Origin of the sequence: Acinetobacter populi (genome assembly GCF_002174125.1) — a bacterium.
Taxonomy (GTDB): domain Bacteria; phylum Pseudomonadota; class Gammaproteobacteria; order Pseudomonadales; family Moraxellaceae; genus Acinetobacter; species Acinetobacter populi.
This window is the reverse complement of the sequence record NZ_NEXX01000007.1, coordinates 178,227-203,265: the sequence shown is the minus strand read 5'-3', so window position 1 is coordinate 203,265 and position 25,039 is coordinate 178,227. Positions and strand designations below refer to the sequence as shown.

Genomic DNA, 25,039 nt, shown 5'->3' with positions numbered 1-25,039 from the left:
TCCCTTCCCGAACTCAGAAGTGAAACCTCTTCGCGCTGATGGTAGTGTGGGGTTACCCATGTGAGAGTAAGTCATCGCCAGCTCATTATTCAAAACCCCCAAGCTGATGCTTGGGGGTTTTTTTTAGTCTGCGCTTAAATTCGCGTTTTATTAAGAGAGTTGCCGGCGTGCATGCTTAAATGCAGTTCTTAGGCCTTCTTCCAACGTCGGGTGATAATAAGGCTGTGCTAATAAATCGGATAAAGTGGCATCTTTAGCAATCATCCAGCTAAGTAAATGGGCGAGATGTTCTGCATGTTCAACAAATAACTCTGCGCCGAGTAATTTTTGAGTCACATGATCAATATACACTTCTATAGCTCCTTTATTTTTGCCAAGTACCAAAGCACGTCCTTGTTTTTCATAAGAAACAAAGCCAGTAACAAAATCTTTATTCTCTTTTTTGAGTTGTTGATAAGACTGTCCTACAATTGCCATTTCGGGGGCGCTAAAGACGATACTTAAAGGCGTAAGGGCTTTAATCTTTTCAACATGTGGATAATGCAAGCAGTTATGCACAGCCATTTTTCCTTCATGTGCGGCTTCATGCTGTAATGGCGTTAGGGTGAGTGCATCGCCAACAATAAAGATAGGTAAATCTGCTAACTGTTTGGTGTGAGTGTTAAGAGGTAGGTCTTTAAGATTTTCAAAGGCAGGGTTAATTTTTTGCAGATCCAGAGTGTTTAACAAAGAAGAGCGGCCTGTGGCACTTAATATATAATCCACATAAAGCGTTTTGAGTTCTTGATCAACTCGATATTCAATTTTAACCTGATCATTCTCAAGTGTTACATGTTGCGGCAATGTTTCAAATAAAATATCTAGTTCTTGCCCTAACTCTTGTTGGGCAAGTTGCTGTAAATCTGGTGATGATAGTGATCCAACCTTACGACTTCGTGCAAAGATTGTGGTTTTTACACCTAGACGATGGAAGGCTTGAGCTAGTTCAATGGCGATAATTCCACTTCCAATCACGGCAATAGATTGTGGTAATGTTTCAAGTTCGAAAATTTGATCAGTAGTGATTAAGTGATGTTTTAATTGTTTTTTCCAGTCCTGATCGAAATTTGGTGTGGAACCGACTGCAAGAATAAAACTCTTGGCTTGATATTGTTTTCCATTCACCTCGATTGTATTTTGATTGATAAAACTGGCCTTTCCAGAAATTTTATGTTGCTCATCCCAGTGATTTACTTCTTTTAATGTTGCTGTGGTAAAACGATCCCTTAATTTACGTAAATGTGTCATAACTAAAGTTGTGTCGGCATGAATCTTTAAATTCAGACCGACTTGGTTTGCATGCTCTGCATCATAAAGGCGATTTGCTGTTGAAATCATGACTTTGCTGGGCATACAGCCAACACGGGCACAAGTGGTATCCCAAGCACCATCGTTAATAATTAAAATGTTTTGAGTATGTTTTATGGCTGCTTTATAGGCACTAATACCCGCTGTTCCTGCACCAATGATGATGATGTCGTACATATTAAAACTCATATTTTAATTCCCTTGTAGAATAGTATTATCTTGACTAGATTTATGCTTAAAAAAATAGTTTAATTACTTATAATGTTATAGTTTGTAATTATAGATTAATATCTTAACGGAATTGTTAAAGAAATCTGAAAATAGACTGTTTAATTAAAGGAAATATTGGGGTAAAAGATGATTGATAGTAATATTTTAAAAATTACAGCATTGGCGGCTTCACTTGCCTTAGCTGGTTGTGGCGGTGGCGGCGGATACTATGGTGACAACTCTTCAACCTCTACAGATAGTAGTTCAACAAGCTCTTCGGTAAATGTTTCGAATATTACGTTGACAGACAGCAGCGGCAAAATAGTAACCACAGTTTCAACATCTGGTGTTACAGCAACAGTAACAGTTAAAAATGCGAGTGGTGCGCCAATTAGTGGCGCTATAGTTACATTTTCTGGCGATAATATGACATTTAGTACAACTAATGGTTCAGTTGTAACAAATGTTGATGGGGTTGCAACGATTGGAATCACCCCCACAGATTCCACAGTAACGGGTGCTTATGTTTTAACTGCATCAGCATCGTATGATGGAACGACGAATACCAATACTGCAAATGTAGAGTTTAGCAAAACAGATATTGTCATTTCAAATTTAACCTTAGCAAGCTCAACACTTGAGTCTGGTGGATCTACACTATTAAGTCTTGTAATAAATGATACTGATGGAAATTATCAAAACGGTCAGACTGTAAATTTTACAACAACATGTGGTAGCTTTAGTGATGCCAGTTTGGTTTCTTCAAGTGAAGGGAATGTGGCTACTACGTATTATGCGTATGATGCAGAGGGGAAGTTATGTAGTGGTTCACAAACAATTACAGCAACACCAGTGACAAGTACATCTAATACACAAACTGCATCCGTTACAATAGAAACAGCAACAGCAACCTCGATTGTTTATACTACTACAGACGAAATAAAATTGGCAATTAAAGGTAGTGGTTCTTCGTCTACTGGTCAGATTGAATTTATTGTTTATTCAAATGGTACAGCACTTGCAAATCAGGACGTAACATTAAGTATAAAAAATGCACCAAGAGGGTTTAGCTTTATCACTGAAGGAAATACTGCAAACAAAATTGTAAAAAGTAATAGTGCAGGAAAAGTTATTGTAAATTTATATCCGGGAAATACGCCTGGCCCTGTAGAGGTTGAAGCAACATTGACAAGTGGTTTCAGTGCATTATCTAAAAATGTAACAATAACAACAGGCCGTGCCACTCAAAATAGTTTTAGCTTATCTGTATCTAAAAATTCATTACAGACAGATATTGATGGGGATACTGCGACGATTACAGCAATGTTAGCTGATCGAAATGGAAATAGTGTTCCTGATGGTACCGTAGTTAACTTTGTTACAGAAGGTGGAAAAGTAGATGGTTCATGTTCGACCAGCAATGGTCAATGTTCGGTAACGATACGTACCCAAAATCCTCGTCCTGCTGATGGTCGTGTGAGTGTACTGGCTTATGTAGAAGGTGATAAATCTTATACTGATGTAAATGGTGATAATACTTATACTATAGGTACAGATAAACTAACTAGTAATATTGGTAGTTTTTTCCGTGATGATAATGAAAACAATACATATGATAGTGCTAATGGTGAATTTAAATACGATCGGGTTTTATTAGGTAATAGTCAGGATTGTGCAGCATCAACATTTACACAACCAAATATTGCGGGCACTTGTGATGATCAATTAGCTGCTATTTTACGCAGACAAGTTGTTATATATTTTGCATCAAGTACGGCAACGATTCCAGATGCTTCAGCCAGCGGTTCACTATTGAGCTTTAATCTTTATGGTAACAGCAGTCTAACAATACCTATGCCATCTGGAACTACAGTTGCTGTAACGCCAACAGATGGAACAAGTAGTAATAATCTAACTTGTTCGGCAGAGCTATCTTCTGGTAGTACACCAGTTGCGAATATTGCATCAAGTACCTATTATGCATATAAATTAACAGGATGTGCTGTAGGTGATAGTTTTAAAATAACTGTAACAGCTCCGAATGGAAAAATATCGAATGAATATGTAAACTATAAATAGAAATCATCAATAGAACAGCACTTCGGTGCTGTTTTTTTATTCTTATTATAATGCTGTACCAACACTGACAGTCGCTGTTGGGCGGAATTGCATAGATTGGCAGCCTACAATAGAAACAATACACAGGCTGATCAGGAGAAATTTTAACATTTGATTTTTGACCAAAGAAATAAAGCAAAATCATAGGGCAGCACAAATTGTTTTTATAGATTTGTGCTGTTTATTTTTGTATGAATAATTTTGACTAGTCGTCCAGCAAATCCATCTGTTTTGCCAACTGATATAGATTATTGGAACGATTGCCGGTACGGCAGAACATTAAAATGGGCTTGGGTAGTTCATTAAAATGATTGGCAAAAGTTCGGACGTCGAGTTCGGTGATCTGACCTGAAACAACCGGTTGATAGACATAGTCCAAGCCTGCTTTACGTGCAGCTTCTTCGATTTGTGCAGAGGTTGGTTGCTCGGTACCGCCCTCTAGATCAGGGCGATTATTAATTACAGATTTAAAGCCTTTTTCAACCACTTGCGGAATTTGTTCTGGCGAAATTTGACCTGCAAATCCAACATGTTGTTCCATCATAATTTCCTTTAATCGTACATTTAATAAGGGTATGATAACACTACAATCTGCTTTATAAAGATGGATTTTTATAGCAGATGATGAATTTTTTGGTAATAAAAATTAAGATAAAGGAAGTGCTTAAGTGTTTAGTTATACGATGGAGCCTTTATATTTTCAAAGTGAACAGGAAATTATCGCTGCCGATTTTTATCGACCCAAATTATTAAAAACACCTGCTGTGATTGTGATGGCACATGGTTTGGCCGCAGAGCGAAGTTTTGGTTTGGCGGTTTTTGCCAAACGATTTGCACAGGCAGGTTATGCTGTTGTGGTATTTGATTATCGAAATTTTGGTGGGAGTACAGGCAAGCCCAGAGGTTTGGTATCGATACGGCAACAGTTACAGGATTGGGAAAATGTATTATTACAATTACAAAAACGACGGGATATTAATACCAGAAAAGTGGTTTTATGGGGCACTTCATTAAGTGGTGGACACGTCCTTAGTCTTGCGCCGCAGTATAAATATGTACAGGCTGTGATTACACAGGTTCCCTATATCGATGGACAAGAGAGTCTAAAGATTTATCCCAAAAAATATTTAACCCGATTGTCTAGCATCGTGGCAAAAGATTTTATGAGTAAACAGTTGGGATTGGAACCGCATACCATTGCAGTGATTGCCGAGTCGGGGATTCGTTGTTTTGCTTCTGCTGATAGTTATTCTGGCTTTTTAAGTATTGTGCCACAGCATGTAGAACGTATCGAAGAAATTCCGGCACGTATCATGTTTAGCTTGTCACGTTATCGGCCAATATTAACCGTACGCAAAATCACGGTACCCGTGTTTTTACTTGGGGTGACGCAGGATCAAATCGTGCCGATAGAGATAACGCGCTTATGTGTTACCAATCTTGCACCATTTGTACAGTATCATGAGTTTCCGGTGGGACATTTTGATGTGTATCATGGGCAATGGTTTGAAAAAAATATTTCGATGCAGATTGATTTTTTGCATCAACATATAGGAGTTGAGTCATGATAGTTGTATGTCCGCATTGTATGAAAAAAAATAATTTGCCTGCTGATGTGCCAGTTGCAGAAGCACAATGTGGGCAATGTGATCAGGATTTATGGTCGGCGCATCCGATTGCACTCAATGATGATAATTTCATGCATTTTGTCCCGAATACTGAAATCCCGGTATTTGTTGATTTTTGGGCAGAATGGTGTGGTCCGTGTAAGGCAATGGCACCAGTATTTGAACGTTTGGCTGCACAATATAAAACAGTGCAGTTTGCCAAGGTGGATACAGAAGTTTCTCCAAAACTTAGTCAATTTTTTCAAATTCGCAGCATTCCGAGTTTAATTTTATTCAAACAGACGACTCAGCTAGGTCGAATTGCTGGTGCAATGAATGCGACACAGTTAGAATCATGGCTACATCAACATAAGATTCAGAAGTAGGAGTTAATATGGTCGCAGAGCCAAGAGGTAATCTTTCTTTACAGACGATTGCCATGCCAGCAGATGCCAATTGGAGCGGAGATATTTTTGGTGGATGGTTGGTATCACAAATGGATCTGGCGGGTGCCATTCATTCAGAGCGTATTAGTCGTGGGCGTTGTGCAACCATTTCAATTCATGAAATGACTTTTATGGTTCCGGTGAAGATTGGAGATGTGATTTCCTGTTATACCGAGATTGTGAAAGTGGGCAATAGCTCTATGCAGGTTCATATTGAGGTGTGGAGTAAGAGTAATCAGCGTGAATTTCCCAAAAAAGTAACTGAAGGTATTTTCACCTTTGTTGCTGTTGATGCAGAAGGTAAAAAACGTCAAATTCCTGACGATGTCAAAGCTGAATATCAAATTAAGTAATTTTTATCTGTGAAGATTGCACCTGTTTCATCTTGTATGTGTTGAAACAGGTGTTTTTTATTGTAGATTAAGAGGCAGTTTTTAGCGTCTGATCTTTTTGCATTTTGCCATCTTTTTGATAAATCACATCATAATCATCGAGGTTAAACTTGGACAAACGTTGTTTCAGCGTTTTTAATGACCATGGCCAAGCAGCAAAATTACGCCCGTTTTGATCCAGATAATAGCTTTTACAGCCACCACTATTAAACACGGTGCTTTGCAGGTGTTGCTGGATCAGTTGATTATGTTGTGCAAGCACATCAGCCTTGATGGTGAACTTGCGTATGGCTTGTTGTTTCATCTGGGTTAAACCGTCAACAATATAATCGAGTTGGGCTTCTGCAAGTCCGATAAAGGAATCATAGACCAATACATTCGGTCCCAAAATTAAAAAAGCATTGGGAACATGTGCAAGGCTTGTGCCTAGATATGCTTCTGGAGAACTGTTTTTCCAGCGATCTGCCAGAATTTCACCTTTTTCATCTTTAACACGTTTGCCAATCGGGGGATGTGATACATCAAATCCTGTACCCCAGATGATGACATCGACTTCATGACGTTCACCATTGGCTGCAATCACTACATTATTTTCAACTTTAACCAGACCATGAGGAATCAACGTGGTATTTTCTGCTTGCAGTGCAGGGTAATAGTTGTTTGCAAACAATAAACGCTTACAGCCAATGGTAAAGTTGGGCGTGACATCTTTTAATAGTTGTGGATCATTGATTTGATATTTCAATACTTGTTTAAACAATTGATTAACTGGCTTTAAAAATATCGGATGCCGTAATCCAAAATTAATGGCATTCAGTGAACGTGCCACTGTTTTGCGCCAGTTATGCTGTAAGGCCGGATACTTGGCAATCATTGACTGACTAAACTCACCCAGTGGTAGATCTGGCTTTGGCACTACCCATGGTGCTGTGCGCTGGAAGACATACAATGCTTTGGCTTTGGGCTGGATTTGTGGAATAAATTGAATGGCGGATGCGCCTGTACCAATCACTGCAATACGTTTGTCCGTTAGATCATAATCATGATTCCAGCGTGCAGAATGGAACATCTCGCCGTTAAAGGTATCAAGACCTTCTAATTTTGGAATTTGTGCTTCGGTAATTGGTCCGGTCGCGAAAATCACGGTTTTTGCCTGATAATCGCCTGTACTGGTTTTTAATTCCCATAAGGCCAGTTGTTCATTCCAATTGGCATCAAGAAGCTCGGTATTAAAGACAATTTTATCCTGAATATTAAACTGACGGCTGACATGCTCCAGATAATTTAGAATTTCTGGTTGCCTCGCAAATAAATGCTGCCATTTTGCATTGGGCGCAAAAGAATAGGAATATAATGCAGAAGGTACATCACAACCGCAGCCCGGATAAGTATTGTCACGCCAGGTTCCGCCAACACGATCCGCCTTTTCAATGATTTTGTAGTGAGATAGATTTGCCTGATCCAAACGATATGCGGCGGCAATACCGGAGATTCCTGCACCAACAATAAACGTATCATAAATTTGAGAAGGTGTGGAGTTGTCTTTTTTGCTTGTTGTCATCGTCATTTACCTGAAGAATTACTTAAAAAACTGGTAAGAGAAACCAAGGAATTTGTTATAAAACGTTGGAGAAGTTCTTTTCATTGACCAAAATAATTTTGCATCCATTTGTGGAATGGTATAAAGCTCGCCTTTGTCAAGGCGGTCTAAAGTGAGTTTGGCGACTGCATCACTGGTGGTAAAGGCATAATTCATTAAGGCATGATCTGCCAGTTTTGAATAGCGTCCTGGAATCCGCCCGTTCTTGATGATATTGGTGGGTACAAGCGTTGGACAAAGCACATTGACCTGAATCTGATATTTCTTTAATTCTGCCGCCAATGTTTCGGACAGGGCCATCACGCCTGCTTTACTGACGTTATACACACTCATTTCTGGCGCAGCAGTATAAGAAGCCGCAGAACCGACATTAATAATGCCACCAAAACCATTTTTCTTGAGCTGGGGCACAAAGGCGTGACAGCCATGAATTACGCCCCACAAGTTGATATTCAAACACCAATGCCAATCTTCCAGACGCATTTCTTCAAATTTTCCACCTAAACCGACACCGGCATTATTGATCACCAGTGTGACCGGATGTCCCATGATTTGTTCTGCCTGATCGGCTAGCGCTTGTACTTGATCGGCCTGTGCCACATCGCATTGATAGGCATAAGCAGTTGCGCCCAGAGATTCAATTTGCTGTACGGTGTCGTTAGCAGCATTTAAATCAATATCCGCACAAATGACTGTGCCACCACGTTTTGCCAGTTGTAGTGCAAAGCTACGACCAATGCCGCTACCTGCACCTGTGACCACAGCATAAGCGTGATGGCTGAGCTTTTTTTTCTTGCCAAATAAGTTCATGTTTTTATATCCTTATTTTTATTTCTAAAGTGTATTGGTCATTTATGCACTTGCCCGAACAGGCGGCACAAATTCTTTCACAAAATAAGGCGTTAACAGACCAGTTTCGGGATGTAATAATCTGTCCTTGTAATATTCTAGATAGGCCGTGGTATCGTGATCATTGGGATGAAAGCTGAAACGTAAATAATCGAAAATATGCGGTAGGCTACTACCAAATACACCTCGTTTGGGGCCAAACAGCAGTGACCAGCTTTCTTTTGCTTCTTTCCAGAAACTTAAATTTATCATATTGCGTGGATCACGCAGGAAGGGCAGCATCATTGCACCGCTTCCTACCCCGATCATCAAGGTAATGAATGCCAGAAAAAATCCAAAGACTCTTAATGGATAGTTTGCAGAAAGTAGTTGATAAACATCATAGGCAATATCCTTATGCTCGGATTCTTCCAGCATATGCCACATCCATAAAGCACGGGCCTTTTCGTCATCGGAATGGAAAAAATTGCTTTCATTTTCCATCATGTATTGTGCCAAAACCGCAGTAAAATGTTCGATGCCCGCCATTAATGATAATTTTAAGGGCTGGGGAAATTTCAAAAAAGTATAGTTAAAGACCTGTTCGGCCAGATAACGATAAAATTGCACCGGAATATTGTTGGGGATCATGATGTCGTTATATTCATTATGCAATTTGGAATGAATGGCTTCTTGTCCAATCAAGCTGGTTAGACGTTGTTTTAATACCGGATCATGGATCATGTCACGATGATAACGGGCTGTTTCAATGACCAGCTCTTCACCATAGGTCAGAAAAATTGATAAGGCTGCAAAATAGGCTGTCGCCCATTCTTTTTGCATATAAAATTTGATATCCAGTTTTTCCGGATCAAATTTAAAATTAAAATGGCGAATAGGAATTGGGGATTTTTGATTTGCAATCTGGATCTGCTTAAGCGTTTTATCTTTAAGCTTCGCTGAAACTGCTTTTTTGACTGTCGCAATAACCATAATCAATACCTTCTCAATATAAAGATAGATCACAAAAAATATCAACCTCAGCATAAAAAAGTTTGCTTAAGTTATTCCTGCAACAAGGTCTAGCCCATTGCATTTTTGAAGATTAAAACAGATAAATTTCACTGAATATGTCAATGATGCTAGATCCGCTTATATATCTACTTTTGATTCTAGGTAAAGAAATGTGCTGCGACTTTGGCGAGAATAGACAGAGTAATTGGCAAAAACTTACAAATTGAAAGCCATCATGTGGTAAAAGGACATTGTTGTAGAATGGTGTCCTGTAAGGACAATTTTTCACAAAATAAAAAACGCCTCGAAAATCGAAGCGTCATGAATTTAAAGCAGGGAAATGATGTCTACTTTTGTTTTTTGGGTAACCAAGCCCAAACCATATGACATTGAATTGGTGATTCACCGGAATCATCAATGACTGTCACCGGAATTTCCAGATCGCCTTTTTCCTGATTCAGAATAAACTGTTGTTGCTCGGCACTTAAAGTTGCGGTGGCAATTAAGCCACCTTTAGCCACTTTCAGATAATCCACATGTAGGGATTTAATCAATAAAATTCGGTCATCCGGTACATTTAAGCCGGTTACAAAACCAGTTGCAGTTTCGGCAAGCAGTGCCATGGCAGCAGCATGTACACCTTTAATATGATTTTGCATATTGCGCTGGTTTTCAAGCCGAACCACAACTTTTGACTGACTGACCTCAAGATAACGGATATTGGCAGTACCCACCATTGGGACAATACGACCAAATGCTTTGCTCCAGATCGTGCTACGTAAAGCTTTTGGGAGCTTATACGTTGCCTGTACCACCTTAAATAAACGGTTTGCTTTTGCCATGGTCTGCCTCAATCGATTAATCTTTAAAATTATTGAATTGTAGGGGAAGACCGAATTGCTGCTCTTTTAAAAATGCCATTACACTTTGTAAGGTATCACGCTTTTTATCAGTGACCCGAATCTTATCGCCCTGAATGGAAGATTGCACTTTAATTCCACTTTCTTTAATGGCTTTATTAATTTTTTTTGCAGTATCTGCGTCAAGTCCATCTTTAAGCTTAATCACCTGAATCACATGTTTACCCGACGCCGTTGCTTTTTGCGGATCGAGTGCTTGAACATCAACCTTGCGTTTAAAAAAATGATTTTCCAGCATGTTATAGACTTGTTCACACTGGAAATCACTTTCGGTGCTGATTTTAATTTCCTTGGCTTTTTCATTTAATTCTATGGACACGTCTTGACCACGGAAGTCAAAACGGGTCGCAATTTCTTTTTGCGTGTTTTGTACGGCATGATTGACTTCAAAAACTTCAAGTTCTGACACAATATCGAACGATGGCATAATATAGACCTTTACAACACTAAACATTATTGAGATGCTAAGGGTGTTTTCTATTTTTGCCAAGTGCTGTTTTGATCAAAGGAGTGCAGAATGATCCGCAAGCAAGAAATCACCACCTTTGAATTTCCCGAAGGTGCTGTTATTTGGGATGTACGAGATCCAAAATCTTATGCCGAAGGACATATTCAAGGTGCAATCAATTGTCCGATTGATACCTTAAACGAAAGTAATTTACAGCAAGTGCCGACTGATGCCACAATTTATATTCTATGTGGCGGAGGAAGCAAGGCACCTCGAGCGGCAGAACAGTTAAATCAGATTGATGAGCAGCGTGAGTATGTGATTTTAATGGGAGGAACTCGAGCTGCACGCGATGCAGGCATGACTTTAGAACAAAGTTAATAGAGATGCTCAAAAAAGTGCCCTGATGTGGCACTTTTTTATTTTGGCAGGGGATTGTTGATATTCCAATCATATAAAAAATGTTCATCACCCTTGAACCCTAAAGTTTAAAGGGCATGGTGAGCAAAATATTTTAGATAATGTTGTTTGATTTAAATTTTAAGCGGTGTATGCCACCGTGAACATAAAAAAGTTGTACATCGCACAATCAAACATTTTCTAAGCGGTGTATGCCACCGTGAACTTATTCCATCACGGACATCTGTAATCAATAATTTTCTAAGTGGTGTATGCCACCGTGAACTGCCTCAATTTGCTGGTTGTGTTCAATACGATTTTCTAAGTGGTGTATGCCACCGTGAACTGGGCCCTTTTTGATGATATCACTTCTAAAACTTTCTAAGTGGTGTATGCCACCGTGAACGTGCATTTGAAACTAAAAATATTGACGGTCTTTTTCTAAGCGGTGTATGCCACCGTGAACGCAGCAAAAGCAGAACAGCAGGTCAAAAGTCATTTCTAAGTGGTGTATGCCACCGTGAACTTACCGCTTGTACCAGTTCGTTTGACTTGCCCTTTCTAAGTGGTGTATGCCACCGTGAACTTTGAGATCATGATGTGCTCGTTTCGTGTCAATTTCTAAGTGGTGTATGCCACCGTGAACTTAACAAAGCTGTTTCAGCATGTTCAAATTTATTTCTAAGTGGTGTATGCCACCGTGAACGTTCAAAAATATTTGGATGGGACAATTATTCATTTCTAAGTGGTGTATGCCACCGTGAACAAGTATTGATAGTTGCTACCATCAAAGCCTTATTTCTAAGTGGTGTATGCCACCGTGAACATTATTGCAATATTAATAATTTAAAGGTCTGTTTTCTAAGTGGTGTATGCCACCGTGAACCTCTGCCGTTGTCATATTGGTTGGAACTAAAATTTCTAAGTGGTGTATGCCACCGTGAACCTTTTTCTTTGCCTGTATGATTGTTGCTAACATTTCTAAGTGGTGTATGCCATCGTGAACTACTTCCGAGTGATGCAATTAGTGTGTAAACATTTCTAAGTGGTATATGCCACCGTGAACAAGTATTTCGTTCTGCTCCGCACGGGAACACATTTCTAAGTGGTGTATGCCACCGTGAACATGAAACATTGTTTTGCGGAACTCGTGGTAATTTTCTAAGTGGTGTATGCCACCGTGAACAAGCGTTGTTGGCAAGGTAAATGTATTTAAATTTTCTAAGTGGTGTATGCCACCGTGAACAAAATGCACATGGGATATTGATACTCACCCATTTTCTAAGTGGTGTATGCCACCGTGAACTCATGTCCCAGAACAACGACTGACTATGCTTTTTTCTAAGTGGTGTATGCCACCGTGAACTATTTCAAATGTTAGATGATACTTGGCTTTTCTTTCTAAGTGGTGTATGCCACCGTGAACTACGGAATTTGCCACCGTGGTACCGAATAAGCTTTCTAAGTGGTGTATGCCACCGTGAACCAACAACCCCAACGGCTTGGAAAAAGATGTTATTTCTAAGTGGTGTATGCCACCGTGAACAGCTTTTGGCGTTGTCCGGTGAATTGCTTCATTTTCTAAGTGGTGTATGCCACCGTGAACTACACACTAGATGAAGATGGTGAATTTGTGGATTTCTAAGTGGTGTATGCCACCGTGAACATAAAAATAAAGTAAAAATTAAAATGAATAACAACAAGTTATCACCAAAATACTTACAATACCAAAGATTTTGGAATTATTTTTAACTTGTTGATTGTATTGGGCTATTAAAGAGTGAAAATATATTGGGTTATTTTAACAGAATGATCTAGGAATAAAAGTTAGTCATCTTTAGTTTGATATGCTTTGGCAAATGCCACAATCACTTCTCGAACAATTTTCTTTTGTGAAGCAGGAAGCTTGATAAAAGCATCAAAGATTTCTTTATCTCTATAACCAATTTCTTCTTGCCAGTGGGCTTCTCGTTGTTGAATTGCTTTTTGGATATCTTTATCAAAAGCAAGTTCTTCGGGTGGAAGGTTGAGCCATTTGGCAAGCGTGAGTAATTTATCCGCAGGTGGAATAGCTTCACCTATCAGCCATTTTCTTACCCCTTGAAGCGTGATGGGTTTTCCAGAATAACGTAAATTAAACTCCCGTTCTAAAACGGAAGCTTTCACTTTATAACCTTGGGCTTGCATTGCAGCAATAAGTCGCTGCGCAAATTGCATTTTTGCATCTTCATTTTCCATTAACTAAAAATAAAAGTTTAATTTTTTAGTTTACTTACTTTACTTATAGTTTAGTTTTAAAATAAACTATGATTTAGTAATAAGGGTGATTTTTTGTAAAATAAAGTGATGAGATAAAATGGAAATCGCAAGTTTTGTGTTAGAAATATGTTTTTGGCTTTTGTTATTCGGGGCAATCTTTTTTCTTATTCTTTCAATTATCTATATGGATTTTATGATATTTATATGTAGTATTTTAATGGTGATTTCCAGTATCTTGCTTGCCTGCGAATTTCGGTTAAAAGTATATGATTATTTTATGAAAAAAGATTAATGTTAAAAGTGATAATAAATAGTGAATTAAAATATAAAGTTAAGGCGTTTAGGGATTCTTTTTCACCTTTTTCTTAAAACGATTGGGTCTAAGCTGATGTGCCAGCATCGCAGGTACAGGTAATGCTTCGCCAAGCATTTGACTGACAATTATTTCACTACATAAAGGCGCAAATAGAAAACCTTTGGAACCAAGCCCAGCCAGACAATACAGATTTTTAGTATTTTCATTGATTGGTCCGACCAGTGGAAAATAATCTGGTGTCTGTGCTCTTAGCGAAGCACGTCCTTGCCATTGATCAATTGGAGCGAGCTGCTGTACCAAATCAGGCAATGCATGTTGCATTAACTGTAAATTATGTTGATGGTCGCTCAGGGTAATTTCTGTTGACGCTTGATGTGGCAAGAATGAGGCACCGAAAACAAGTTGATCGGAACTTAATGGCAGGGCATAGCCGCCATAGCTAAAGCCTGTCTGCATCTGCTCAGTGGTAAAAGGCGTTTTGACTTTACACCATGACACCTGCCCGCGAATAGGTTTCAGTTGAGTCAGTTCGGGAAATAGGTGATTAACGGCAAGTGCATTACAGGCAATGACATGGGTCACATCATAATGCTGCTGGTTTTGATCTATTAAACGATAACCATGCGCCGTGGTTTCAATGTGTTGAATGTCAGCCTGTTTCCATTCAATCAATGGATGTGCCAGTACCTGTTCGGCAAATTGATGGGGAGAAAGTGTTCCGGCATAATGTAATAAACTGGCTGGTAATGGCGATTGTGCGATATTTTGCCAGGATAAAATATCTTGTGGATAATCCTGTGTTAGCGTTTGTACCTGTTCTATATTTTTGTCTTGTAATTGATAAATTTGTACTGCCTGAAATGCGGAAAATTGTTGATAAAACTTAAGAGCATATTGCCAGCTAACAGTCATTAAATGGGTTGCGACTTGCTCAATCGGGCAAAGTTTTGGATTGAGTAATGCCCGTGGATTGCCAGAACCACCAGATAATGGCTGTTCTTTTTCAAATAGTGTGACTGCTACACCACGTTGTGCCAATGTCCACGCACAGTTGAGTCCTGCAATTCCTGCACCAATAATGCTGACATGCTGTGGTGGTGCAATCTCGGGTATTGCGATTGTGCTAGCCAACAGGTTTTGTCCATCTTCGTCATTTTGATGTTGCCAAATCGCTTTGAGCATTTCCCGTTTATGACCGAAACCTTTGGGACGACGAATTGTTACCCCGTAGCTTCGTAATGCACGTTTTAATATACCGGCCACACTAAATGAGGCAAAGCTGGTGCCAAAAGCTGAAAGCCGCATGATATGACTAAAAATCTGCTCTTGCCAAAGTTCCGGATTGCAGGATGGGGCAAAGCCATCCAAAAACCATGCATTCACTGGTTGTGCTGACTGGATCAAAGGAAAGGTCTGTGCTGCATCGCCTAACCATAAGTCAATAGAAATACGTTCTTCTGGGAATGACAACCGGTGACAACCTGCCAGAGGAAGGGGATATTGGGCAATCAATTGATCTGCCAAAGGTCTGAGCTCGGTCCAGACACCTAGGGCATGTTTTAAATCTGGCAAGGAAAGCGGATATTTCTCAACGCTAATGAAATGTAGATGGCTACGATTCGCTGGTCGAACCTGTTGCCAGAGTTGCCAGAGTGCCAGAAAGTTCAGACCTGTACCAAAACCGGTTTCACCGATTGAAAAATATTGTTGATCTTGCAGTTTTGCCAGACGTTCGGTTAAATCATTACCATTTAAAAATACATGCCGGGTTTCCAGTAAACCATTGGCCTTGGAAAAATAGACATCACCAAACTGCCGTGATAGGGGGATATCCACCCCATCAACCTGTTGCCAGTCCAGTTCGGCAGTTTGTATGGCAGGAAATTTTTCAGTCATGATTTGGCACGTATAGGCAGGAGTTTGTTACCACTGTCTGCGACGACGGGTATATAAAATGCTATAAATCACAATCCCTGCCAAGATACCAATACCAAAGGTGACGGCACCATAAATAAACATCTGGGCGCTGCGTTCACTTTGCAGAACTTGTACCTGAACACTCAGATTGTCGTTTTTAAGCTGGAGTTCCTGATTCTGTGCCAAAGCTTTTTGATTGGCCTGTTCCAGAAGTTCCAGACGTTTTTGTTGTTGTGCCAGTTCAAGTTTATGCTTTTGTTGCACATCAACCAATGTTGCAGAAACATTGGCAGGTGCAGTCCCCGAACTACCCTGACGTAACGGCGCAGAAGTCGGCGGTGTGGTTGTTGTCGCCACAGGATTAGGTTTTACTGCTGCATTGGTTGTGGTAGCAGGTTCGGTCACTGCCCAGCTTGCAGATGTCACCATACAACAAAGTAAGGACAATAATGCATGATGTTTTAACATGCGTTATTCATCCTTTGGAAAAACTTTGATAAACGGTTTGACATCCACACTTTTATATACGCCTGCATGTACATAAGGTTCATCTGCCAGCCATTGATCCAGCGCATCGTGCGAGTCAAAATCGACAATAATTACACTGCCATAAAAACCTTTGCTGGTATCATCCGCATCTTTGGGCATGGGACCTGCCACAATTAATCGTCCCTGTTGCTTTAATACATCCAAACGCTTTAAGTGCTGTGGTCGCACTTCCATACGTTTTTCTAAAATATTGTCATTGTCGGTACATTGCACAACAAATAATGGCATGGCAAGGTCTCTTATTCTGGAGATTTAAAGTGTTTGCGGACACAAAAAAACATGATCGCAATATAACTGAGGGTAAATATAATATCACCAAATGCAGTGAATTCGCCCCAGTATTTTCCGTCCATATACACAAAGCCAAAGAAGCCATGTAACGCCGCCAGAATAAAGAATTGTATGCACCAAATCCAGTTTAGACGAATCCAGCCTTTATCATCGAATTGCAGAATTGATTCAAACAATTTCTTGATGATGGGTTGTCTGTCTTTGGTGAAGTAGGGGGTTAACAGGAATGCAATACCTATACCTACATTAATGATAATGGCTTTGAGTTTGATATAGGTCACATCACTTAAAGCAAGCGTAATCCCGCCAAACACCAGTGACATGATGACGATAAACCATTGGGTTTTTTCCAGACGGAATTTCTGAAAAATAAATAAACAGCCATACACAATTAATGTTGCGATCAATAATGCACTGGTGGCGACTAAAATATGGTTTTGATCAGCATTGCCTGCGCTGCCTACCAGTTGTAATAATGGGTGATGATTGTCTTTTGGATCAGTCGTTTTATAAAAATAAAAGAAGATAATCAGTGGTAGGTAATCTAGCAGTGCTTTCATGTTACAGTAGCGTGATGAGTTTGGTGGGATAGCATAATACAAAGCATGATCGGTGTCGATTTACATATGCATAGCAATTTTTCTGATGGTGAGCTATCGCCAGTAGAACTGATTGAACTTGCGAGAGAAAAACAACTGCTGACGCTAGCATTGACCGATCACGATACGATAGACGGTAATGTTCTGGCTGCACAGCATGCTGCATTGCATGGCATTCAATTTATTCAAGGGGTTGAAATCTCAAGCTTTTGGCATCGACCCAGTATTAAAAAGACTCATGCTGTACATATCGTTGCTTTAAATATGCAAAACCTTGAACCCATGCAGCAACTTTTACTCAAACAAAAGCAGCTTCGTGCCAAACGTGCGCTATTGATTTGTGAAAAATTGCAACAGATCCTCAAAACCGACTTTTTACCTGAAATTCGTGAGCTGGTTGATGGACATGATGAGCGTATTACGCGTAGCCATATTGCAAAAGTTTTATTAAAACGCAATGTGGTGACTCGAGCGCAACAGGCATTTGATCGTTTTCTTAAAGAAGGAAAAGCGGCTTATGTACCATTTCTGGGGGTGGAAATGGTAGATGCCATAGCGATTATTCATCAGAGTCAGGGCTTTGCTGTGCTGGCGCATCCAACCAAATACGATCTGTCGGCCACCAACATTCGTTATATGATTGAGCAATTTGCCGCTGCTGGTGGTGATGCCATTGAATTACCACCTGCCAATACACCATTATCGACGCGTCAAATGCTGGATCGAATGGTGGAGCAACATCAGCTTAAAGTGTCGATTGGCAGTGATTTTCATGGTGCACATATGCCATGGTTAAGTTTGGGTCATGTACCAAAACTGAAAGATGGGCAACAGGGGATTTGGGAGTTTTTTGAACTTTAGAGATTTATTAGGAAAGATTCTCAAGTAAATCATCAATATTTATGAAATAATATAACATTTCATTTATTCTAAATTTTGATTATGCCCATTGAGAAAACTGCCTCACGTTTACAAATGATTGATGCTTTGCGGGGATTGGTCATTATTTTTATGATGCTTGATCATGTGCGTGAAACCTTTTATTTATACCATCAGGCGTCTGATCCGGTTGATATTGCCCATACCGAACCCGCATTGTTCTGGAGTCGGATGCTGTCACATTTATGTGCACCGATTTTCGTTGTTTTAACGGGTTTATCAGCCTATCTTTATCAACAGAAACGCCAGAATCTTCAGCAAACTCGTGAGTTTTTATTAAAACGTGGTTTATTTCTGATTGTATTAGAGTTAACACTGGTCAATTTCGCATGGACCGCACAATTCCCACCACAAGTGATTTATTTGCAAGTGATCTGGGCTATTGGGCTGAGTATGGTGGCTTTGGCATGTTTGATTGGTCTGCCTTTACGTATCCAGCTTGCTTTGTCTTTATTGATTATTTTTGGTCATAATTTGCTGGATCAAATCACCTTTTCTCAACCGTTTGTACAGAACATCTGGCATGTGCTACATCAACGGGGCTGGATTGAGTTTGGTGAAGATCTAAAAGTTCGTACATCTTATCCTGTATTGCCGTGGATTGGAGTGATTCTATTCGGCTATGTGCTGGGACATTTGTTTAATCAGAAGATTGCACCTGCCAAACGCAATCAATATTTGATCATGATTGGTTCGGGAAGTATCGCTTTATTCATTGTATTGAGATTGCTGAATTTTTATGGTGATCAGCCATGGTTAGAGATGAATACATGGCAACAGACTTTGATGAGCTTTTTTAATTTAACCAAATATCCACCATCTCTTTTGTTTCTTTTATGGAATATTGGATTGGGTATATTGATTCTGGTGGCAATTGATCGCTATTCCAAATTAAAAATTATGCAGCCTTTGGTGGTGTTTGGCTCTGTGCCGATGTTCTTTTATTTATTGCATTTGTATGTCTTAAAAATTCTCTATGTGATTTGCGTGATGTGGTTTGGTCACAATTATGGTGAATATTTTGGCGTTTCTTCTGTGGCCATATTATGGATTTTAACTGCAATATTTTGTGTCTTGTTATATCCGGTGGTGAAAGCTTTCTCACAATATAAGCATAGTCATCCAGAGATCAAAATTTTGAAATACTTCTAATTAATTGAAATAATAAAGGGCAATCAATTGAATTGCCCTTTATTTTTTGTTTCAGAGGCTATTAATAGTCAAAACTAAAATGTTCTGCTTTTAAACTGGTGATGCCACGCGATGGATTCACCATGGCTTCGGCATGCCCTTGGGTACGAGGCAACAAGCGGTCAAAATAGAAATCAGCCACTTTGATTTTTGCCTTGTAGAAATCGACTTCCTCCTTACCATCGCCTTTTTCCAGTTTTTCTGAAGCAACGGCAGCTTGTTGCGCCCAGAAATATGCCATCATGGCATAGCCTGAGAACATCAGATAATCAACTGATGCGCTGGATACAATGTCACGATCTTTACGTGCAGTTAGCATGATACGTAAGGTCAAGGTATTCCACTGTGCGCAGATCTTGGTTAGATCCCAGACAAAGCGGCGCATATATTTATTACGGGCATGACGACCACAGAATTTTAGGATTTCGGCAGTGTATTCACGGACTACTTTGCCTTTGGAAGACAGTAATACTTTACGTCCTAATAAATCCAGTGCCTGTACGCCAGTTGTACCTTCATACAGTGTGGCAATACGTGCGTCACGTGCGATTTGCTCCATGCCCCATTCTTTGATATAACCATGTCCACCAAAGACTTGCATACCATTGTTTGCAGATTCCAGACCCAGTTCGGTCAGAAAGCCTTTAAGAATTGGGGTATAGAAACCGAGTTTGTCATCATAGGCTTCAAATGCAGCATTATCGCCAGTGAGCAAGGCATCAGTCATTTTGTCTGCCAGTTGTGCAGCATGATAAATCATGGCACGACCACCTTCGGCCACGGCTTTTTGTGTTAACAGTAAGCGGCGGACATCGGCATGATGAATGATGGCATCGGCAACTTTATCCGGATCTTTTTTCCCAGACAGGGCACGCATCGACATACGTTCCTTGGCATAAGGCAAAGCGCCTTGGAAGGATAATTCAGCATGGGCAATCCCTTGTACCGCTGTACCAATTCGTGCGGTATTCATAAAGGTAAACATGGCATGTAAGCCTTTGTTTGGTTCACCAATCAGATAACCGGTTGCTTCCTCAAAGTTAAGTACCGCAGTTGCAGAGGCACGGATCCCCATTTTGTGTTCGATTGAACCACAGAATACTGGGTTGCGATCGCCGATTGTACCGTCTGTTGCCGGAATGAATTTTGGCACGATAAATAACGAAATCCCGCGTGTACCCGCAGGTGCATCCGGCAGACGAGCCAGCACGATATGAATGATATTTTCGGTTAAGTCATGCTCACCGGCAGAAATAAAGATTTTTGTACCCGAAATTTTATAGGTGCCATCAGCTTGTGGTTCTGCTTTGGTTTTGACCTGTCCCAGATCGGTACCACATTGTGGTTCGGTTAAACACATCGTACCAGACCAAGTGCCTTCAACCAGTTTTGGCATATAGGTCTGTTTTTGCTCATCGGTACCGAATTGCAAAATGGTATTCATACATCCCATGGATAAACCGGGATACATGGTAAATGACCAGTTGGCAGTTCCCATCATTTCTGATTTGATCAGATTGAGCGACATTGGCAAGCCTTGACCACCAAACTCGACCGGATAGGAAAGGCCTTGCCAGCCACTTTGGACAAAAATGTCATACGCTTCTTTAAAGCCTTTAGGCGTGGTGACATTGCTGTCTTCCCAATGACAGCCTTCAGCATCACCTGACTGATTTAATGGTGCGATCACATTTTCACAGAAATCTGCTGCACCTTCGAGGATCATATCAATGGTATCGGCGTCGGCAAGATCACCATTAGAGAGTGTTTGATAATGTGTGGTGTAATCTAAAACTTCGTTCATCAAGAAACGAATATCACGCAAAGGGGCTTTATATGTTGGCATAGCGTTTTCCCGTATTAGTCATAATTCGATAGCAGAATTAATCATTTCATTATTCATATTTGGCACATAATGACATTGATTGATTGTTACTAAAAAAATGTCAGAAATGCGAATTCGCCATGCGAAAGATGGGTTGATTCATATAGAATACCTAGGTTATTTGACATTTTTCGTATTCCGGAAAAGATAATTTTATAAGTTTGGTTAAAGGATTAATTGAACATTGATGTAATGAATATTCAAGCGATCCTCATCATAAGAGTATTGGTAATGAAATATAATTTTTTGGCATTTTCTATTATGGCATTGGGTTTGTTTGGTTGTGCAACCCAGCCTGTTCAGCATTCATCATTGGCAATTGATCAAAAAGTTTATCAAGGCTATGAACAGTTGCTTTCAAAACAAAGTTATGCTTTTGATGGTAAGGTAAGTTTTAATTTTGAGCCGACTTCCTCCCAAGCCGTCAATGCCACCAAGTCAGAAGAATATCTGCTGCGTCAGAAAGTATTACAGGATATTTTTGCACAGCAGAAATTTAATCCCGAGCAGCAAGCAGTGTTGCAAGACGGTCTGGAGAAATTTAACAAGACAAAATCATCCAGCAAAAAAGATAAACAGTTTGCTACGTTAATGAAATCTTTTATGGATCGTTATTACTACTCATTTGATGGGGTCGTGGACCTCAAGCGTGGCCAGATGAGTATGAATCCTAAACTTGGTTATACTGCCAAAAACTTACAGGCTTGGATTAGTCTGCCACTGGCAGTTGATTTTCAGCAATATAAAGCCTATGCCGATATTTCGGCGTTGTCTCCAATCGTGACTGATCCGCAATATGATGGTCGTTATGTGGTCTTTGATTTTGCCGATTTAGCCAAAAATTCCAAGCTAAATTTTAAACCTGCTTTACAGCTGGCACGTGAATGGATGTTGGTTGGACCAGCCTTGGCAAATGCCACAGATTATCAGCAGGTCAAATTAACTGCACAAGACCGACAGCAAGGCGGGATTGAGCGGATTCGCTATGTCGGCAGCTATGAAAATATATTGGCAGATTACTATTTATATTTTTATTTGAACAGTGATTATCTGAAGACCATTGTTGCCAATAAAGATAATAAATTAGCGAATGATTTGGGAATTGATGATCTGATCAGTGGCGATCAAATCAGCCTTCAAAAGAAAATTTTAAAAGCTACAAAAAATCTGGATACAGCAAGCACTTTGACAGATCGTGCTTATACCAAGCAGGAGTTAGCAAATCAGGCAGTTGACCGATTATATATCGCGATTGATGAGCGCTACTATCAAAAAGAAAATAGCCAAACAAATAATAGCCAGAATCAGATTGCTGTGACACCACCATTAGGCAAAACTTCGAATGTAACTGAAGCGGCGGGTCAAGCCGCCGATGACGCTGCGCAAGCCGCAGCTGATGCACTCGCTTCTTCTAACGTTACTGAGTCATCGTATGCTGCAATACAGCAATCCGAAACAGATCAAGAGAAGGATTGGAATGATGCTGTAGAGGAAGAGTATTCCTCAAGTTATGGCAAATTGGCTGCACAGCAAAAACTGCGTGAACAGATTTTACAAAAATTTGCACCCTATAAATCCAGTGAGTTGGTTGATGCAAAGCGCTTGAAACAAATTATCAATGCACAGCCAGATGCATATCAGGAACTGATTAAGCTAGTAAAAGATGAGTTTGGCACGGCTGATATGTTAAAGGGTGCAAAATACACTATGGATATGGTGTTAGACCAAAAAGGTCGCTTGGTTCATATCGATGTAGATGCTGGTTTTGCTGGGCTTGAGGATATCGGAATTAAATCGGTATCGTCCAAAATGCAGATGAATATTTTTAACTATGGCACAGCCCAGGTTGATCAACAACAGTTAAAGCAGGCAGTTAGCTTTAAGGAAGCAGCAAATCAGAATACTTTACTAAATCTCGGTGAGAAGTTTGGTAAATTCCAGCAAAGTCTGGAACCCAAGACAGGATCAGCGACTGAAAAAAGCACGACTTCATGGTCGAATGATGAGCGTTATCAGGCTTTGGTAGAGCAATTGAATGCAAAAAATGTCAATTTTATTGATGCCTATACAACAGTCTATAAATATGCCTATTTACTCGATGGACTTGATCTGGACGAGGGTGAGTTCTCTGCACCAGATTTAAATAAGACGGCATACTGGACTGCAATTTATTATGCCAGTGAAAAAGGCCTGCCTTACAGCAAGAAGCAATATCAGGAATATGAAAATGCGCCTGAAGAATGGCCTTACTACGATGAATATGTGGCAGAAAAAGTCTGGAAAGTGTTTGCAACACAACAGGAGAATAGCCAGCTTTTAAAAACATTTCAGCAACTTAACAAACAGGGTAAATCTACTGCCGAGATTTTTAGCCAGCTTTATATGCAAGAAGAGCTTGCCAAAAAACATCGTTACGATGATAAAGCACAATTAAAGCCGCGTTTGGTAGAATATATTCAGGCGCTGGGTAAAATTGCCGAAGGTGATCTAAAAAATCAGAAAATTGACAGTGATTTGTTAACCCCATTTACTGTGGTAGAGCTTGATCAATTAGATTCTTCGATTTACCGTAAAATATATCAATTGTTTTTAAAGTAATGCTTTATTTTGATTGACTGATTTTTAATGCGACCCCGAAAGTTACGATCAATTTTCGGGGTCGTTTTTTTATGATGCTGTTTTAGTCTTAAAGCGGATTTTCAATCCGTAATTTATAATGAACGTACAATTGCAAAATACCTAGATTAAATAAAGTCTTCCAGATTTGGACGTTCACCATTCCAGATAGCAAATGCTTCAATGGCTTGACCAACCAGCATGGAAAAACCCTCGGCATAGGGAATTTGACGAGCTTTGGCCTCGGCAATAAAACTTGAATCTTTACCATAGGCCATTTCATAGGCTGCATCGAAAGTCAGGCTTTGCGGCAATTGTAAATGGTCACCACTTAAACTTGCAGAGGTTGCATTGACGATAATGTCAAACTCGCCGTTAAGTTGATTCAAGTCCAATGCTTTAAGCTGTACATCTGCAACAAAGGGCTGTACATCTGCGATCAGTTGTTCAGCGCGAGCAAGCGTGCGATTGGCAATGACAATCTGTTTAACGCCAGCTTGTGCCAAAGGATAAATTACCCCCCGAGTTGCCCCGCCAGCACCAAGAATTAAAATTCGGGCATCTTGTAAATTCCAGCCTTGTGCCTGTAATGCAACGACTAGGCCTTGTCCATCGGTATTGTCACCATGTAATTTGCCATTTTCCATCCATAGAGTATTGACTGCTTTAGCAATTTTTGCCCGTTCTGTGAGCACATCACATAAAGCAAACGCTTGTTCCTTAAAGGGAACGGTAATATTTAAACCAGAACCACCTTGCCCAAAAAACTGTTTAACCGTCTGCTCAAAGCCATCTAAAGGCGATAGAATTTTTTGGTAATGCAGATCAATGCCTGTTTTGGCAGCAAAGGCATGATGTAGTTCGGGAGAGCGTGAATGTTCAATCGGATTTCCGACAACGGCAAATTGTTTGGTCATGATTCAAAAGTGATATTGATATTGTTTAAAGTGTATGGCAATAGAAGTACAGACTGCAATAAAAATGATGAGGTTTAAAGTTCAAACCAGTTTCTTAATCTTAAACCTTCTATATTCTGAAAGTCCTTAATATTCCGAGTAATGAGGATTAGACCATTTGCTATTGCTGCAATTTGACCATCAACAAGATGTCTATAAATACAAAAATCCCTGACCAAAACGATTAGGGAT

General features: G+C 39.9%; 22 protein-coding genes, 1 rRNA gene, 1 pseudogene and 1 CRISPR repeat array. Of the genes and pseudogenes, 9 read left to right on the top strand and 15 right to left on the bottom strand.

Annotation, left to right across the window (positions count from 1 at the left end):
• Positions 1–83, top strand: a 5S ribosomal RNA gene (gene rrf, locus CAP51_RS17755); the annotation flags it as partial.
• Positions 84–150: 67 nt separating this feature from the next.
• On the opposite strand, the gene CAP51_RS16515 is transcribed toward rrf, so the two are convergent.
• Positions 151–1,524 carry a dihydrolipoyl dehydrogenase gene (locus CAP51_RS16515; protein ID WP_087621846.1) on the bottom strand — a complete coding sequence of 458 codons (1,374 nt, stop codon included), beginning with the start codon at positions 1,522–1,524 and terminating at the stop codon, positions 151–153.
• Between the two features lie 180 nt (positions 1,525–1,704).
• Here CAP51_RS16515 and CAP51_RS16510 point away from each other — a divergent pair, with 180 nt between their 5' ends.
• Entirely contained in the window at positions 1,705–3,636 is a 1,932-nt protein-coding gene (locus tag CAP51_RS16510; protein ID WP_087621845.1) for an Ig-like domain-containing protein, read from the top strand.
• Positions 3,637–3,880: 244 nt separating this feature from the next.
• Here CAP51_RS16510 and CAP51_RS16505 read toward each other — a convergent pair whose 3' ends face one another.
• Positions 3,881–4,216 (bottom strand): protein tyrosine phosphatase family protein, encoded by a 336-nt coding sequence (locus CAP51_RS16505; RefSeq protein WP_087621844.1) that lies wholly within the window; start codon positions 4,214–4,216, stop codon positions 3,881–3,883.
• Between the two features lie 127 nt (positions 4,217–4,343).
• On the opposite strand from CAP51_RS16505, the gene CAP51_RS16500 reads away from it, so the two are divergent.
• Genes CAP51_RS16500 through CAP51_RS16490 form a run of 3 tightly spaced genes read left to right on the top strand, consistent with a single transcriptional unit; the run spans position 4,344 to position 6,081 of the window.
• The gene (locus CAP51_RS16500) at positions 4,344–5,243 is read left to right on the top strand and encodes an alpha/beta hydrolase (RefSeq protein ID WP_087621843.1); all 900 of its coding nucleotides are present in this window, start codon (positions 4,344–4,346) and stop codon (positions 5,241–5,243) included.
• On the top strand, positions 5,240–5,668 hold the full coding sequence (gene trxC / locus CAP51_RS16495; RefSeq protein WP_087621842.1) for a thioredoxin TrxC: 429 nt from the start codon (positions 5,240–5,242) through the stop codon (positions 5,666–5,668). The genes CAP51_RS16500 and trxC overlap by 4 nt, the downstream gene beginning before the upstream one ends.
• An 8-nt stretch (positions 5,669–5,676) precedes the next feature.
• Positions 5,677–6,081, top strand: a complete 405-nt coding sequence (locus tag CAP51_RS16490; protein ID WP_087621841.1) for an acyl-CoA thioesterase — start codon at positions 5,677–5,679, stop codon at positions 6,079–6,081.
• A gap of 67 nt (positions 6,082–6,148) precedes the next feature.
• Here CAP51_RS16490 and CAP51_RS16485 read toward each other — a convergent pair whose 3' ends face one another.
• The 5 genes from CAP51_RS16485 to CAP51_RS16465 all read right to left on the bottom strand — a co-directional run bounded on the left by CAP51_RS16485 (position 6,149) and on the right by CAP51_RS16465 (position 10,909).
• Positions 6,149–7,681 carry a flavin-containing monooxygenase gene (locus CAP51_RS16485; RefSeq protein ID WP_245809190.1) on the bottom strand — a complete coding sequence of 511 codons (1,533 nt, stop codon included), beginning with the start codon at positions 7,679–7,681 and terminating at the stop codon, positions 6,149–6,151.
• Between the two features lie 18 nt (positions 7,682–7,699).
• A complete protein-coding gene (locus tag CAP51_RS16480; protein ID WP_087621839.1) occupies positions 7,700–8,530 on the bottom strand; it encodes an SDR family NAD(P)-dependent oxidoreductase in 831 nt (276 codons plus the stop codon).
• A gap of 42 nt (positions 8,531–8,572) precedes the next feature.
• Positions 8,573–9,541 carry a metal-dependent hydrolase gene (locus CAP51_RS16475; protein ID WP_087621838.1) on the bottom strand — a complete coding sequence of 323 codons (969 nt, stop codon included), beginning with the start codon at positions 9,539–9,541 and terminating at the stop codon, positions 8,573–8,575.
• A 368-nt stretch (positions 9,542–9,909) separates the two neighbouring features.
• Positions 9,910–10,404 (bottom strand): DUF4442 domain-containing protein, encoded by a 495-nt coding sequence (locus CAP51_RS16470; RefSeq protein WP_087621837.1) that lies wholly within the window; start codon positions 10,402–10,404, stop codon positions 9,910–9,912.
• A 16-nt stretch (positions 10,405–10,420) separates the two neighbouring features.
• The gene (locus tag CAP51_RS16465) at positions 10,421–10,909 is read right to left on the bottom strand and encodes a YajQ family cyclic di-GMP-binding protein (protein ID WP_087621862.1); all 489 of its coding nucleotides are present in this window, start codon (positions 10,907–10,909) and stop codon (positions 10,421–10,423) included.
• Positions 10,910–10,999: 90 nt separating this feature from the next.
• Between CAP51_RS16465 and CAP51_RS16460 the strand changes: the two genes are divergently transcribed.
• Complete coding sequence (locus tag CAP51_RS16460; RefSeq protein ID WP_087621836.1) at positions 11,000–11,311, top strand: rhodanese-like domain-containing protein; 312 nt, start codon at positions 11,000–11,002, stop codon at positions 11,309–11,311.
• 156 nt (positions 11,312–11,467) lie between these two features.
• A CRISPR array of direct repeats spans positions 11,468–12,995; the repeat unit is 28 nt; unit sequence TTTCTAAGTGGTGTATGCCACCGTGAAC.
• Between the two features lie 161 nt (positions 12,996–13,156).
• On the opposite strand, the gene CAP51_RS16455 is transcribed toward CAP51_RS16460, so the two are convergent.
• From CAP51_RS16455 to CAP51_RS16430, 5 genes are all read right to left on the bottom strand, one after another.
• Positions 13,157–13,567: a DNA-binding protein gene (locus CAP51_RS16455; RefSeq protein ID WP_087621835.1), complete on the bottom strand. Its 411-nt coding sequence runs from the start codon at positions 13,565–13,567 to the stop codon at positions 13,157–13,159.
• 361 nt (positions 13,568–13,928) lie between these two features.
• Positions 13,929–15,800, bottom strand: coding sequence for a bifunctional tRNA (5-methylaminomethyl-2-thiouridine)(34)-methyltransferase MnmC2/FAD-dependent 5-carboxymethylaminomethyl-2-thiouridine(34) oxidoreductase MnmC1 (mnmC, locus tag CAP51_RS16445; RefSeq protein WP_087621833.1), 1,872 nt, complete (start codon positions 15,798–15,800; stop codon positions 13,929–13,931).
• A gap of 27 nt (positions 15,801–15,827) precedes the next feature.
• The gene (locus CAP51_RS16440; RefSeq protein ID WP_087621832.1) at positions 15,828–16,289 is read right to left on the bottom strand and encodes an SH3 domain-containing protein; all 462 of its coding nucleotides are present in this window, start codon (positions 16,287–16,289) and stop codon (positions 15,828–15,830) included.
• Between the two features lie 3 nt (positions 16,290–16,292).
• Positions 16,293–16,598 carry a YciI family protein gene (locus CAP51_RS16435; RefSeq protein WP_087621831.1) on the bottom strand — a complete coding sequence of 102 codons (306 nt, stop codon included), beginning with the start codon at positions 16,596–16,598 and terminating at the stop codon, positions 16,293–16,295.
• 11 nt (positions 16,599–16,609) lie between these two features.
• Positions 16,610–17,221, bottom strand: coding sequence for a septation protein IspZ (locus tag CAP51_RS16430; RefSeq protein ID WP_087621830.1), 612 nt, complete (start codon positions 17,219–17,221; stop codon positions 16,610–16,612).
• A gap of 45 nt (positions 17,222–17,266) precedes the next feature.
• Between CAP51_RS16430 and CAP51_RS16425 the strand changes: the two genes are divergently transcribed.
• Together CAP51_RS16425 and CAP51_RS16420 are read left to right on the top strand one after the other, a co-directional pair.
• On the top strand, positions 17,267–18,121 hold the full coding sequence (locus CAP51_RS16425) for a PHP domain-containing protein (protein WP_087621829.1): 855 nt from the start codon (positions 17,267–17,269) through the stop codon (positions 18,119–18,121).
• An 81-nt stretch (positions 18,122–18,202) separates the two neighbouring features.
• Complete coding sequence (locus CAP51_RS16420; protein WP_087621828.1) at positions 18,203–19,351, top strand: acetyltransferase domain-containing protein; 1,149 nt, start codon at positions 18,203–18,205, stop codon at positions 19,349–19,351.
• 61 nt (positions 19,352–19,412) lie between these two features.
• Here CAP51_RS16420 and CAP51_RS16415 read toward each other — a convergent pair whose 3' ends face one another.
• The gene (locus tag CAP51_RS16415; protein ID WP_087621827.1) at positions 19,413–21,236 is read right to left on the bottom strand and encodes an acyl-CoA dehydrogenase C-terminal domain-containing protein; all 1,824 of its coding nucleotides are present in this window, start codon (positions 21,234–21,236) and stop codon (positions 19,413–19,415) included.
• Positions 21,237–21,506: 270 nt separating this feature from the next.
• On the opposite strand from CAP51_RS16415, the gene CAP51_RS16410 reads away from it, so the two are divergent.
• A complete protein-coding gene (locus CAP51_RS16410; protein ID WP_087621826.1) occupies positions 21,507–23,873 on the top strand; it encodes a hypothetical protein in 2,367 nt (788 codons plus the stop codon).
• Positions 23,874–24,019: 146 nt separating this feature from the next.
• Here CAP51_RS16410 and aroE read toward each other — a convergent pair whose 3' ends face one another.
• Together aroE and CAP51_RS17570 are read right to left on the bottom strand one after the other, a co-directional pair.
• Positions 24,020–24,808, bottom strand: coding sequence for a shikimate dehydrogenase (aroE, locus tag CAP51_RS16405; RefSeq protein WP_087621825.1), 789 nt, complete (start codon positions 24,806–24,808; stop codon positions 24,020–24,022).
• Positions 24,809–24,882: 74 nt separating this feature from the next.
• Positions 24,883–24,993 (bottom strand): annotated as a pseudogene (locus tag CAP51_RS17570) (type II toxin-antitoxin system VapC family toxin); the annotation flags it as partial.
• Positions 24,994–25,039 lie beyond the last annotated feature (46 nt).